This is a genomic window from Paenibacillus intestini (assembly GCF_030803945.1).
GTDB classification, from domain to species: domain Bacteria; phylum Bacillota; class Bacilli; order Paenibacillales; family Paenibacillaceae; genus Paenibacillus; species Paenibacillus polysaccharolyticus.
Genome location: NZ_JAURUN010000001.1, coordinates 731,013 through 743,730, shown reverse-complemented (window position 1 = coordinate 743,730; position 12,718 = coordinate 731,013). Strand labels below are relative to the sequence as shown.

At 45.4% G+C, this 12,718-nt stretch carries 12 protein-coding genes; 11 read left to right on the top strand and 1 reads right to left on the bottom strand.

Annotated elements, in window-relative coordinates; genetic code table 11:
• Nucleotides 1–17 precede the first annotated feature (17 nt).
• Nucleotides 18–1,613 (bottom strand): type 2 periplasmic-binding domain-containing protein, encoded by a 1,596-nt coding sequence (locus J2T16_RS03215; RefSeq protein ID WP_336119968.1) that lies wholly within the window; start codon nt 1,611–1,613, stop codon nt 18–20.
• 321 nt (nt 1,614–1,934) lie between these two features.
• Between J2T16_RS03215 and J2T16_RS03210 the strand changes: the two genes are divergently transcribed.
• The 11 genes from J2T16_RS03210 (at nt 1,935) to J2T16_RS03160 (ending at nt 12,675) form a co-directional block, all read left to right on the top strand.
• Nucleotides 1,935–3,170 carry an RNA polymerase sigma factor gene (locus J2T16_RS03210; protein ID WP_336119969.1) on the top strand — a complete coding sequence of 412 codons (1,236 nt, stop codon included), beginning with the start codon at nt 1,935–1,937 and terminating at the stop codon, nt 3,168–3,170.
• Nucleotides 3,171–3,448: 278 nt separating this feature from the next.
• Complete coding sequence (locus J2T16_RS03205) at nt 3,449–4,456, top strand: alpha/beta fold hydrolase (RefSeq protein WP_499017760.1); 1,008 nt, start codon at nt 3,449–3,451, stop codon at nt 4,454–4,456.
• Nucleotides 4,457–4,575: 119 nt separating this feature from the next.
• Entirely contained in the window at nt 4,576–5,196 is a 621-nt protein-coding gene (locus J2T16_RS03200) for an NAD(P)-dependent oxidoreductase (protein ID WP_221788060.1), read from the top strand.
• Between the two features lie 260 nt (nt 5,197–5,456).
• Complete coding sequence (locus tag J2T16_RS03195; protein ID WP_221788062.1) at nt 5,457–5,924, top strand: hypothetical protein; 468 nt, start codon at nt 5,457–5,459, stop codon at nt 5,922–5,924.
• A complete protein-coding gene (locus J2T16_RS03190; RefSeq protein WP_221788064.1) occupies nt 5,921–6,976 on the top strand; it encodes a CehA/McbA family metallohydrolase in 1,056 nt (351 codons plus the stop codon). Before J2T16_RS03195 ends, J2T16_RS03190 begins: the two co-directional genes overlap by 4 nt.
• Nucleotides 6,973–7,731 carry a glycerophosphodiester phosphodiesterase gene (locus tag J2T16_RS03185; protein ID WP_221788065.1) on the top strand — a complete coding sequence of 253 codons (759 nt, stop codon included), beginning with the start codon at nt 6,973–6,975 and terminating at the stop codon, nt 7,729–7,731. The genes J2T16_RS03190 and J2T16_RS03185 overlap by 4 nt, the downstream gene beginning before the upstream one ends.
• On the top strand, nt 7,709–8,746 hold the full coding sequence (locus J2T16_RS03180) for a LacI family DNA-binding transcriptional regulator (protein ID WP_336119972.1): 1,038 nt from the start codon (nt 7,709–7,711) through the stop codon (nt 8,744–8,746). Before J2T16_RS03185 ends, J2T16_RS03180 begins: the two co-directional genes overlap by 23 nt.
• Before the next feature lie 2 nt (nt 8,747–8,748).
• A complete protein-coding gene (locus J2T16_RS03175) occupies nt 8,749–9,573 on the top strand; it encodes an ABC transporter permease (protein ID WP_221788067.1) in 825 nt (274 codons plus the stop codon).
• Between the two features lie 47 nt (nt 9,574–9,620).
• On the top strand, nt 9,621–10,661 hold the full coding sequence (locus J2T16_RS03170) for an ABC transporter ATP-binding protein (RefSeq protein ID WP_221788068.1): 1,041 nt from the start codon (nt 9,621–9,623) through the stop codon (nt 10,659–10,661).
• A gap of 14 nt (nt 10,662–10,675) precedes the next feature.
• On the top strand, nt 10,676–11,839 hold the full coding sequence (locus J2T16_RS03165) for an extracellular solute-binding protein (protein WP_221788069.1): 1,164 nt from the start codon (nt 10,676–10,678) through the stop codon (nt 11,837–11,839).
• On the top strand, nt 11,836–12,675 hold the full coding sequence (locus J2T16_RS03160) for an ABC transporter permease (protein ID WP_221788070.1): 840 nt from the start codon (nt 11,836–11,838) through the stop codon (nt 12,673–12,675). The genes J2T16_RS03165 and J2T16_RS03160 overlap by 4 nt, the downstream gene beginning before the upstream one ends.
• Nucleotides 12,676–12,718: the final 43 nt, after the last annotated feature.

Here is a 12,718-nt window from a genome sequence, read left to right as displayed (position 1 = left end):
TTCACACCGCAAATGCTTTATTTCCCGTAGGCTTCGTTGACTGCTTCAATGGCATTATCTCCACCAGCTGCTCGCCAGTTCTGTACGACCACGTCAAAATAATCGATGCTTTCACTGCCCATAATGATTTTGGTAAATCCTTCGGTCAGAATGTCATCCAGCGTTGTGCCGTAACTGGAGAGAGCTTCGGGCGTAACACCCCATAGCGCGGTTTTGATATAGTTGTTGCTATCAAGCACTTTTTTGGCCAGACCATATGCATTCTTCGGAGCACCCTGTTGCAAATAATCGCCAGTTGCTCCCGGTGTCGCATTTTTAATAAACTCCACGCTATTATTGTATTTCTGCCACATTCCTGAAGTCGTAAGTCCGCTTGTATCCTTCGTTTCAAGAGCTTTGGACACAGCTTCAAACTGCTCATAGTCCGAATTCGGATTAAGTACACGGAACGCACCAACCACGTGGGCAATATCATTGTCGAGCAGGGCAGACAGTGTCTCCGGTTTTTCCTTGCCGTTACCTTCATCTACGATGTAGGCATAATCATTCAGGATTTCGATCACCGCTTGCGGATTGGCGGCATCTTTTTTCATAACAATGTAGTTGTTGTTGGCAAAAAAGATCGACTGTTTTGCTTCCTTACCGTCCACGGTTGGAATGAGATACGGATAAAAGATCGAATCTTTGCCCAGATTGGCAATCGTATCTACGCCCGGATTATACCCCCACCACTGATAGTAAGGCTGGATGCCTACTTTACCAGCAACGATATCGGCATTCATCGCGTTGAAGTCTTTAATTGCAAATTCGGGATCAATAATGCCTAATTTATACCACTCCGCCCACTCGGCAAGCGCATTTTTCATTTCAGGTTGAATGGAGCCATAGGTGAGTTTTCCCGAATTATCTTCAATCCACATGTCGGGATGTGCATTCCATGCAATGGCAAGCAGATTGAGGTAGTCCAGGGATTGATCCACAGCCATGCCGTATCCGCCGTGTTTTTCCATAAATTTGAGTGCCATATTTTTGATATCTTCAACGGATTTCGGATCTTGAAGTTTAAGTTCTTCTTTCCAGTCGTTCCGGATCCAGATAAAGTCGGGCTGTTCAATTAACCCCCAGTGCATCTGCGGTATACCGTAGAGCTTCCCGTCTTTTTTTCCTGATTCGTAGCTGTCTGCATCCGCTTTCATATAACCTTTCAGACGTTCCGAGGCATGCTGTTCAAAGGCTTCTGTCAAATCCATGACCATATCGGCTTCAACCAATTGGCGTAACTGAGAAGGATTCACCCGGAAAACGTCAGGTAGTTCGTTGGAAGAGATGGCGAGATTGAGTTTTGTTTCATATTCATCACTGACCCAGTCCGTCTTGACGTTAATGTTTAACTTCTCTTTATACCGGCGAGTCCAGACATTATTGGTGATATCATCGCCCTTTGGATATTTCGCTGAACTGTACTCCGATGTGACCGTATGAATGGTGACTGCACCTGTGCCGTCATCGTCCGCGTCGGTCTGTGTTTTACCTTTTCCCGTGTCACTACAAGCTGTGATGAGCAGAGCGGACATACTCACCGACATGATTAGAAGCTTCATCTTTTGGTTCATTGACGTTCCCCCTCAAGTTCAAGTCATATTTAGGAAAGTTGTACTTGAAGATATTGTAATGGAGAATAAGAGGAGGGGATATAAACGTTATTGACCAGAATCTGTATGATTTTTTACTTAAGAGGAAGATTGAAAGAGCGAATGGGATGGGAAGTGTGTACGGATCTTGCACTTATTTGAACTGTGTTGCACTTTTTTGACCTGTTCGAACCAAAGAAGATCGTGAGAATTATCGAAAGTATACATATTTTTCAGGTTACTTGTGGCTTTTCGTTGTGCTGCGGTGTCTAATTCATTGTAAATCAAGAGGAGGTTCACACCATGTCAGGAGCTCATGACACAGACTTTACACCTGTTTATCCGGATGAACAGGACAGCAATACCAGATTTGAACACATCTATGCATTATATCGTGACCGCATCCGTAGTTACTTTTTGCTGAAAATAAATGCCATGGTTGCAGACGACCTTACACAACAGGTGTTTATGAAAGTCTCGGAGAACATGCATCGCTTTAGAGGGAGTGCGCATATTTTCACGTGGATCTTCAAGATTGCTCAGAATACGTTAAAAAACGAATATCGCAGATTGTCACGTCAGAATGAAACACCGCTTGATTTTACACAGTTAGAATCCCAATCCATCACTCTTGAATTTACAAAGTATGTTGACTTTCGAATTGACATTGGCGCGGCACTACAAACACTGGATGAGAAAAATCAGGAGATTATTGCGTTACGTTTTTTCGCAGATTGTACGCTACCCGAGATTGCGAGTATTGTTGGCATGCGTGAGAGCGCAGTGAAGAACCGATTATATCGCGCTCTTGGAAAGCTGAAGCATGAATTAAATGAATGGGGGAACATGGCCATCATGTCGATTGAACAATTGATTTCTATCGAAAATAAAGGAAGTTCAGAACATTCGGTTAACCGTCTGAAAAAAGCAAATCATGATCTCTTCACGCAACTAAGTGGAAATGTCGAACGACTGGCGACCAAATACAATTACCAGCCCAAACGTAAAGTTATCATTGAAATGTATCCAGATCTGCCAACGTTTCATCGGGCTGTAGGTGAAGCGCATGCGCCTAACTGGTTCACGGGTACGTATGAAGAAAATATTCTTAAGATCGTATCACCACTTAATCCCGGACCGGAACATACCTACGAGTCTATTATCAAAGGTACGATTCACCTGTTCTCCATGTGGCTGATTGAGGAGATTAATCCGCTGTCCCCCAAATGGATTAGACAAGGAATTGGCGGATACGAGGCTAAACTGATGACACCCGATTTTCTTAAAAATTCGACGAAAGAGGCCATTCGCACGAATTCTATTCCTACTTTTGCTCAATTAGACGATGATACGTGGGATTTTGAAACCAAGAAAGGATTCCAATTCTCGTATATGTTTGTCGAGTTTGTCATAGAGAAGTACGGTTTAGAAGCTATGAATCAATTGATCCGTCAGCCGCAGGATCTCAAAGGCATTTTAGGCTGCTCAGAGACTGAATTTCGTCAGAAACTGGTTAACTATCTGAATCAATTATTTTAAGAACTCACACGAAACGAACGACAGTTTAACGATTAATAAGCTCAGACACCTTCAGCAACATGTAGTCCTGTTCATTATGGGATATCATGACTGGAGGTGTTTTTTTACATTTAAATAAGGTAGAAGGAAGAATGAAGAAGGTTTGAAAGAAAGTTTATAGCGTTCGTTCATGTTCCGTTCATATTGCATTCATTCTAGGGACATCGAAGTTGAGTACACTTGACTTGGAGTAAAACAAGACTCACCCGAGAAGGAAACATGACATAAAGGAGCTGAAGGTGTTGAATGAACCAAGTCATTCAGATTCAAAAAAAACAAAAGCAAGCCAGAATTCCAAAGTCAAGCGAGTGCTTAAACTTTTACTAAAAGTCATAGCCTCTATACTTATCGTCATCCTGCTTTTCATCGCGACCGTGTTCACGGTGAACCAAGTCAGCAGTCATTCTGAACAAAAGCGACTGGAACATTACGGGCAACAGGTATCTGTCGATGGAAAACGAATGAACGTATTCATGCAGGGGGAAGGGAAAGAAACGATAGTCATCTTACCTGGGTTCGGGACAGCTTCTCCTGTGCTTGATTTTAAACCGCTCATATCCGAACTGAGTCCTTATTATAAGGTCGTAGTTGTTGAGCCTTTTGGTTACGGACTAAGTGAACAGACTGACAAGGAACGTAGTTCGGCTACTATCACGCATGAGATCCATAGTGCGTTGCAAAGCCTCGGTATCAAACGTTATACGCTCATGGCACATTCTATCTCAGGTCTCTATAGCCTGGACTATGTGAACCGATATGCAGATGAGGTACAAGCATTCATTGGACTAGATCACAGTGTTCCGTCTCTTAGTGAGCAAAAAGTTGAAGCGTCCGACATTGAGCCCATTAAATGGTTCCGTAACCTTGGTTTTGCCCGTGTTCAGTTGAAACTGACTGATGACCCGTATGAAGGCCTCTCCTATGACGACGATACCAGAGAGCAATTAAACATTTTAATACGCAAAAACATGTATAATAACACGCAATTAAACGAGGCCGTAGGCATGTATTCCAATTTCCAAGCGGCGAAACAGCTTACCTGGCCAAGTGATTTACCAGTTCTTTTCTTTGTACAAAAGAACCACCCGGTCGTGAAAGAGTGGGTTGCAGAACATGAGAAACAGATGGCGAACACTGAACAGGGAGAAATGGTTTTACTGGAAGCAGGACATTACTTGTATCGCTCCCATCCCAAGGAAATCGCTGAGAAGATCAAGGAATTCACCGAAAAGATCACTACAGATTGAGGCAACGGCGTTATATGGCGTACTTAAAGTACCCGTGTAACGCTTTTTTTGTTATTCTATTGTTTTACGGGTAACATGCCGGTATATCACATCATGAACATAAAACAGGGGGTCTCTAAATGCATATTTTAGTGCTAGGAGCTACTGGACGTGTCGGGAGCCAAATCGTAACACTTGCGCTTCAAGACGGTCATCAGGTAAGGGCTATGGTTCGCACTCTAGAGAAAGTAGACACACAACACGATCGCTTAACCGTTATCCAAGGTAACGTACTTGAACCCAATGATCTTGTCCATGCCATGCATGGCGTTGATGCGGTAATCAGCGCGCTGAACACGGATGGAACAACCACACTGTCCCAAAGCATGCCGTTACTCATCAACGCCATGGGGCAGGAGGGCATAAAGCGTATCATTACTGTAGGAACAGCCGGTATTCTTCAAAGCAGAACCGAGCCGGAGAAACTTCGATATCAGTCGAGTGAATCCAGACGTAAGTCAACTAGGGCTGCCGAGGAACATGAACAAGTGTACACGTTGCTTAGGGCCTCCACCTTGGAGTGGACGATTGTATGTCCTACGTATTTGCCCGATGGGGAGATCCGCGGCAATTATCGTGTAGAGCGTGACGTTTTACCTGAAGGCGGCACAGAAATTACCGTTGGCGATACCGCTGAATTCACCTATCGTCAACTTAGCGACCGCCGTTTTATAAACACACGTGTAGGTATTTGTTACTGATGCTTTAAGAAAATAATGATGGTTTGGAAAAATACAGAAATCTCCTCTGTCAATGCGAAAACAATTCAGGTAGATCCACACGAATAGGGCCTGTCTTCTTTTAATAGAAGATAGGCCTTTTTGTGCTTTACAGAATATTAACATGTGCCTGAAACAGTGCTGATGATTTCACCTTAACATAAGTATTGGATGTGGGAACGGTCCCACACTGAACAATCATTTCATTTTTTTATAACACGCTGAAGGACGGTGTGGTTCAAATGAAGGTGCTGGATCTGCAAGGAAGCCTCACTCCCCATGATTCAAAGACACATATATGCATGCCATTTGTCGTTGAAGCCGGATGTTCGAAGCTTCATATGCGTTTACAATATGGACCCAAAACCCTTGAGGATCAGGATAGATCCATAGAGTTGCTTATAAAAAGTTACGATCTGTACATTTTACCCGAACACCGGGAACACGCCATTGCCAACGCAACTCGTCATCTCCCGTTAAAAAATCTGATTACACTCTCGCTGGATGATACCAATCGATATAGAGGAGCATGTCATCGGCATGACCCGATCCAAGAACTTTACATAAGTAAAATGGATGCTTCCCCCGGATTGATGCCGGGTGAACTTCCTGCGGGGACCTGGACGATCATGTTGAGCGTGCATTGTATTGTCACAGAAGAGTGTACGTACCAGATGCAAATCTGGACATCCGAGGAGGACAACCGATGAGATGGCTCGCTTGTGAACTGCACACCCATACTTTGCATAGTGATGGAAGTCAAACTTTGGATGAACTCGTTAAAGGTGCTGTTGATCTCGGGTTCGATGCAATCGCTTTGACGGACCATAACACGATGTCTGGTCTGATCGGCAAAGATGAGATAGAGAAAAAATATGAGTTATACATCATCCCTGGTATGGAGTGGACGACCTTCTACGGTCATATGGTGACCATTGGACTTCATGAATTTGCAGATTGGCGTGATGTGAGTCGGGAACATATCGAAAAAGGGATCGCGGCCGTTCATCAACACGGCGGTATTGCTGGAATCGCACATCCATTCCGCATCGGAAGTCCTGCCTGTACAGGTTGCTTCTGGGAATATGAGATTACCGACTGGTCCAGTGTGGATTATATCGAAGTGTGGTCAGGGACATTTCCTTCCATTCGAACGGATAATCATCGAGCTTTTGATTTGTGGACACAAAAACTGAATGAAGGATACCGCATTGCGGCCACATCAGGGCGAGACTGGCATTCACAGGATAAGACTATTGACCCGATCTCAGTCACATACCTTGGCATTGAGGAAGGGGCAAATATGACTTCACATCACCCCGATCGCTTGATTCGCTCCTTGCGTGAAGGAAGAGTGTCTGTAACGATGGGGCCATTACTCACACTGACACTGAGCGCTGGAGAAACCTTGTACCCACTAGGTTCTATGATTCCGGCACCGCTTCCCGAGACGCGAAATACTAAACAGCAGTTGCTGATGCATATTGCTTTGGACTTCTCTGTACGTGTCGGGAAATGGTCTTTGCCGGAGCAGCCTTTAAGGTTAGTGCTGTTCTCCAATCTTGGTGAGGAAGGGTATGCAGAGGTCGTTGTGCAACATAATGAGCATGTTCTGGAACTGGAGATGCCGTTGTCCACAAACGATGAAGCATCAACTCGAAGATGGATTCGAGCCGAATGCTGGGGTACGATGCAAGGCGCCTATGTACGAATTGCGTTTACCAACGCGATCTATTGGGAGGAAGGAGGGAAGACGTTATGAATAGCTTTCCACTGATTACAGCGCATACCGGCAGTATGGGGTATCCTGATCACTCGTTTGAATCCCTTCAAGCCTCCTTAACACTTGGGATAGATATTTATGAAGATGATATTCGGATAACCCGGGATGGCATCCCAGTGCTGGCACATGATGATGAGATCAAACTAGGCGACGGAAGACAAGGAAGTCTGGAAAAGCTCTCGTTGAATGAGGTACATGCCATGAGTCTAACGCCATTCCCGACCCTTCAGGAGATGCTAGTGCATATTCGCAAGGCAGGTAAAATCATGAACCTGGATATCAAAACGGATCGTGCATTAGAGCCCGTGTCTGCCCTGATTGAGCAGATGAACATGAAAGAACACGTATTTCTAAGTGGTTGTGCCTACGACACGGCTTTGAAAGCTGGCAAGTATGCAGCTGAAATTCGCCGGTTGCTGAATGTGAACCTTCAACATCTTGAACGTTTCAACTATGCGGATGCCATTATTCAGATGTGCGAAGAGGCCAAACATGCTGACTGCTTTGGATTGAATCTGCCCTTTCAAGTTGTGAGAGAGCAGCTTATAGATATTGTGAAGTCAAACGGTCTTGATGTCTATGTATGGACGGTCATGGACGTAGAGGATATGCGTACGCTAGCAGGCTGGGGTGTCGATTCTATCACAACGCGTGATCCGCTGAAACTGACGACTGTGCGCGAAGAGATGAAACGAGCGGAGGAGAAGCAGGTTGAACCAAAAGCTAAACTATAGTCTGCGTGAACTCGCAGAGCTGGCGGGTGTGTCCAAATCGACAGCATCGCGAGTAATCTCTGGAAACGGGTACGCAAGTCCGGATGTACGAGAGCGTGTACTTCAGGCTGTCGATCAGCTCCTCTACAAACCTAGTGCGGTGGCAAGAGCCATGGTTTCCAAACGCACGTATAACATCGGTGTCATCGTATTTCGGGACAGGCTACCGATTGTATCCCACACACTATACGGGCGAATCATTGATGAGATTCTAATGGCCGCCGAAGCGCTGGGTTACTCGATCTTTTTGAAGACAGATCGGGAAATGTCGTTACGCTCTACCGACTATATGCTGGAGCAGCGTGTGGATGGACTTATTCTGGTGAGCAGACTACAGAAGAACGTAATCGATTACGTAAAAAAATTCAATATTCCATATCTCATGGTTAACGGATCTACCGAAGATCCTGAGGTTGTGCATCTCGTTAGCAACGACGAGGCTGGAGGTGAACGTGCAGCAGAACATCTGGTTGCATGTGGACACCGCCGTTTCTTCATCATTGCAGGGCCAGGCGAACATCGAAGCCACTCGTTACGGCTGAAAGGTTTTTGCCAACGTTTGGAAAGGTTTGGTTTATCCGTATCTGAAGGACAGGTTCGTATTGTGCAATCCTCGGAATCGAGTTTTGAATCCGGGCACCAGTTGATGGAAGATCAGTATCAAACATTCCGGGAAGGACAATACAGTGCTCTTTTCAGTACAAACGATATGCTGGCACTGGGAGCGATGAAGGTCATGTTAGATCGTGGCATGCGAATCCCGGAAGATTTAGCTATTATGGGTTACGATAACACAGAGTTATCGATAATGGTTCACCCTTCACTAACAACCGTCAGCGTGGATGCTACAGGCATCGGACGGGATGCCGTATCCCTTCTGGATCGCCTGATTCGTGGGGAAGAGAATGTACCTCGTTTGACCGAATATGAAAGCCACGTACTGATTCGTCAATCAACGAAAAGAAAGGAGGAATAGCGATGTTTTGGTATTGGAAACATGTTGGACCAAGGAGAATCATTGAATTCGTGTTACTAACTCTATTCGCCATTTTCTTTGCAGGGCCTCTGGTTAATCTGCTTGTACTTGCATTTTCTGAAAAATGGAATTACCCGGACATTCTACCTCAGATCTGGGGGTTCAAATGGTGGAAATTTGTACTGGCTAAGGATGACATTGTCTCGTCGATCTCCTTATCCTTCCTGATTGCGACACTCGTAACCTTGCTGTCCATCGTGATCTGTATTCCGGCTGCATATGCTTTTGCCAGACTACAGTTTCCGCTTAAGCGTATGTTTCTGTTTTCGTTCCTTCTGACACATGCCTTTCCCAAAATGGGGTTGTACGTATCCATCGCTGTGCTTTTCTATCAGCTTGGTCTGATGAATACCCTGCTTGGTGTTGTGCTGATCCATATGATCAACGTACTGATGTTCATGACCTGGATTCCAACCTCGGCCTTCCGTAATGTACATCGGGCACAGGAAGAGTCCGCGCGAGATGTTGGAGCGAGCCCCTTCAAAGTGTTCCGCAGCATCACACTGCCTATGGCGATGCCTGGCATCATGGTTGCATCTATCTTCACGTTTCTCAATTCACTTGATGAAGCGCAGGGAACGTTCCTGGTCGGAATCCCCGATTATAAAACGATGCCTGTTGTGATGTATTCAATCATTTCCGATTTTCCAAGTAGCGCTGGAGCCGTATTCTCGATTATTTTGACGCTACCAACCATTATTCTGCTCGTGGCAGCCCAGCGACTTGTGAGCGCGGATGTACTGGCAAGTGGTTTTCAGATGAAATAACAACGTTTCGGTCACGAAACCGAGGCAAAAGGGAGGCAGTTAGTAAGATGCAGTTGTCTGTACGCGCGTTATCCAAACGTTATAAAACCGGTGATGGGGTCAGTGGGATCAACATCGATATTCAAAAAGGAGAGCTGGTTACGCTGCTGGGTCCTTCAGGCTGTGGTAAAACAACCGTGCTGCGAAGCATCGGTGGATTTCTCGAACCGGACTCTGGCGACATTCTGATCGAAGGCCAAAGTGTAATACAACTGCCGCCCGAGAAAAGGCCAACTTCCATGGTGTTCCAAAGCTATAATCTATGGTCCCATATGTCCGTATACGACAATCTGGCGTTTGGTCTGAAGATTCGTAAAAAATCCAAGGCCGAGATTCAATCCGCTGTAGAGGATGCGCTCAAACTGGTTCGGTTATCAGGCTTTGACAAAAAGTATCCGGCCGAGCTGTCCGGGGGACAACAGCAACGGGTTGCCCTTGCACGATCCTTGCTGCTTAATCCGGCGGTGCTTTTACTGGACGAGCCATTCTCAGCATTGGATGCCAAACTGAGACATGAGATGCGTGAGGAATTGCGTGAGATTCAGATGAAAACCGGACTCACGATGGTATTTGTCACGCATGATCAGGAAGAGGCCTTATCCTTATCCGACCGCATCATCGTTATGAATCATGGGCGTATCGAACAAATCGCAGAGCCTCAACGAATCTATGATGAGCCTGCTTCATTATATGTTGCCAGTTTTATCGGCAAAATGAATTTCCTGAGAGGGGTGGCAGCACAGGAAAGCATTCAAATTGGAGATATCCATCTCCCGAATGAAAAAAATCTGGATGGACAGGTGATCGCAGCCGTTCGTCCGGAAGATGTACAGTTGCAATTAATCGCAGGGGATCAGCCGTCCTTGGCAGGTAAGATTAAACAAGTCATGATCTTGGGGCATTATGCAGAAGTTACCGTTGATCTGGGCCAGTTAGGTGTCGTCCGTGCTTTTCTGAACAAAGATCGAGTAGATCAGCTTCACACAGGCAAGGACATTTACGTTTCGATCAGCAAAATGATCGCATATCCACATGAGGAATCATACTGAGGAGGATGAAAAGTATGTTAAAGAAAAAGCCTTTTCTATCATTGTTGACGGTAGTTGGATTGTCGATGTCCCTATTAGCTGGTTGTGGCAGTGCAAGTGATGCGAAGACAGCTTCAAGTGACAGCAGTGCAGCGGCATCAAGTAAACCCGTTTCCTTTAACTTCTACTTTACAGGCTCACAAAACGTTAAGGATCTGTGGGATTACCTCGAACCAATGTTTGAAAAAGAACACCCGGATATCGACGTAAAAATGGTCTACATTCCATCAGGAACCGGAGCAGAGCCGACATATGACCGGATCGTTGCTGCCAAGAAGGCAGGCAAAGGATCAGGAGATATCGATCTGTATGAGGATGGCATCGTCACTGTTTCTCAAGGGATGAAAGACGGCGTATGGGCACAATTGGATACAAAGGACATTCCTAATCTGAGCAAAGTTAATACAAACACGATGAAGGATGTTAACAATTATGCGATTCCCTATCGTTCATCGGCAGTGGTGCTAGCGTATGACAGCAGTAAGGTTAGCAATCCGCCCAAAACACTGGATGAACTCCTGACATGGATCAAAGCAAACCCTGAGAAATTTGCCTATAATGACCCTTCAACCGGCGGTTCGGGAAGCTCTTTTGTGCAAACGATCGTGTATAAAGACCTTCCGGAAGAAGACATTCACAACTCCGATCCAGCGGTTATGGAGAAGTGGAGTGCCGGTTTTAATACCCTTAAAGAAATTGGACCATTTGTATACGGCAAGGGGATCTATCCAAAGAAAAACCAGGGTACCCTGGACTTGCTCATGAATGGAGAAGTATCCATGATTCCGGCTTGGTCAGATATGGTACTGCAACAATTAAACGAAGGATTGCTGCCGGATACCATCAAAATGCAACAGATTACACCAGGATTTAACGGTGGGCCAACATACCTGATGGTGAATGAAGCGTCGGACAAAAAAGAAGTGATCAACACTTTCCTGGATTTTGTTCTTTCTCCAGAAGCACAAGAAGTGATTGTAAACAAAATGAATGGATTCCCGGGAATCGAGCTTTCTAACATGTCCAGTGAAGTACAAAGCAAATTTGATGGAGTAGCTGAGGGCTTTCGCACATTCAACATCGGGGATCTGGGCACAGAGATTAATAAACGCTGGCAGAGTGACGTTGCGGCCCAATGAGTAAGGAATTCAGACAGTCAATTACGGGCATAGCGATGGTACTCCCCTCCTTCGCAATCCTGCTGATTGTAGTCATCATTCCCATTATTCAATCGTTTATAATGAGTCTGAGCAATGACTCAGGTGGTTATGATCTGAGCAGGTACATGTATTTGTTTACCGATAAAGGTATGCGTGACAATATCGTTTTTACGCTGCGAATCACAGTGATAACCTGCATCGTCGTCATGCTTATCAGTTATAGTCTGGCGATCTACATGCGTTTCAATCAGGGTCCGATTGTAAATCTGATTCGTAAAACGTACATGATTCCGCTTTTTATCCCGGGGGTCATCGCAACCTATGGTCTGATTAATCTGCTTGGAAACCATGGCTGGCTGGCACGTATGCTGGAAGTGGTGGGGGTTACGTTACCACGAATCATTTTTGATGAAAAAGGAATTATTATTGCGAACCTCTGGTTCAACATACCGTTTACCACAATGCTGCTCAGTTCAGCACTGTCGGGCATCCCGTCATCGGTGATCGAAAGTGCAAAGGACATAGGTGTAGGCAGGTTGACACTGTTTACCCGGTTTATTTTCCCACTGTCCTACAAAACGTTCCTTGTTGCAATTACCTTTGTCTTTATGGGAGTCATCGGTTCGTTCACCGCGCCGTTTCTGATCGGAGCCAACTCTCCCCAAATGCTCGGCGTATCTATGCAACAGGTGTTCAGTGTATTTCAGGAGCGCGAACAGGCCGCAGCGATTGCATTTTTCTCTTTCTTGCTCTGTTCCGTACTTGGGGCGTTCTACATTCGTTCCATGGCGCAGGAAGAGAAGGGAAGAATCTAAAGAAACAGCATGCGAAATAAAATGTAAGTTGAACCAAAGATGT

What these genes read in the sequence shown, in the direction of transcription:
- J2T16_RS03190 (WP_221788064.1), top strand. Translation starts at nt 5,921, where the DNA reads ATGAGATGGCTCGCTTGTGAACTGCACACCCATACTTTGCATAGTGAT.
- J2T16_RS03210 (WP_336119969.1), top strand. Translation starts at nt 1,935, where the DNA reads ATGTCAGGAGCTCATGACACAGACTTTACACCTGTTTATCCGGATGAA.
- J2T16_RS03215 (WP_336119968.1), bottom strand. Translation starts at nt 1,613, where the DNA reads ATGAACCAAAAGATGAAGCTTCTAATCATGTCGGTGAGTATGTCCGCT.
- J2T16_RS03175 (WP_221788067.1), top strand. Translation starts at nt 8,749, where the DNA reads ATGTTTTGGTATTGGAAACATGTTGGACCAAGGAGAATCATTGAATTC.
- J2T16_RS03200 (WP_221788060.1), top strand. Translation starts at nt 4,576, where the DNA reads ATGCATATTTTAGTGCTAGGAGCTACTGGACGTGTCGGGAGCCAAATC.
- J2T16_RS03185 (WP_221788065.1), top strand. Translation starts at nt 6,973, where the DNA reads ATGAATAGCTTTCCACTGATTACAGCGCATACCGGCAGTATGGGGTAT.
- J2T16_RS03165 (WP_221788069.1), top strand. Translation starts at nt 10,676, where the DNA reads ATGTTAAAGAAAAAGCCTTTTCTATCATTGTTGACGGTAGTTGGATTG.
- J2T16_RS03170 (WP_221788068.1), top strand. Translation starts at nt 9,621, where the DNA reads ATGCAGTTGTCTGTACGCGCGTTATCCAAACGTTATAAAACCGGTGAT.
- J2T16_RS03195 (WP_221788062.1), top strand. Translation starts at nt 5,457, where the DNA reads ATGAAGGTGCTGGATCTGCAAGGAAGCCTCACTCCCCATGATTCAAAG.
- J2T16_RS03160 (WP_221788070.1), top strand. Translation starts at nt 11,836, where the DNA reads ATGAGTAAGGAATTCAGACAGTCAATTACGGGCATAGCGATGGTACTC.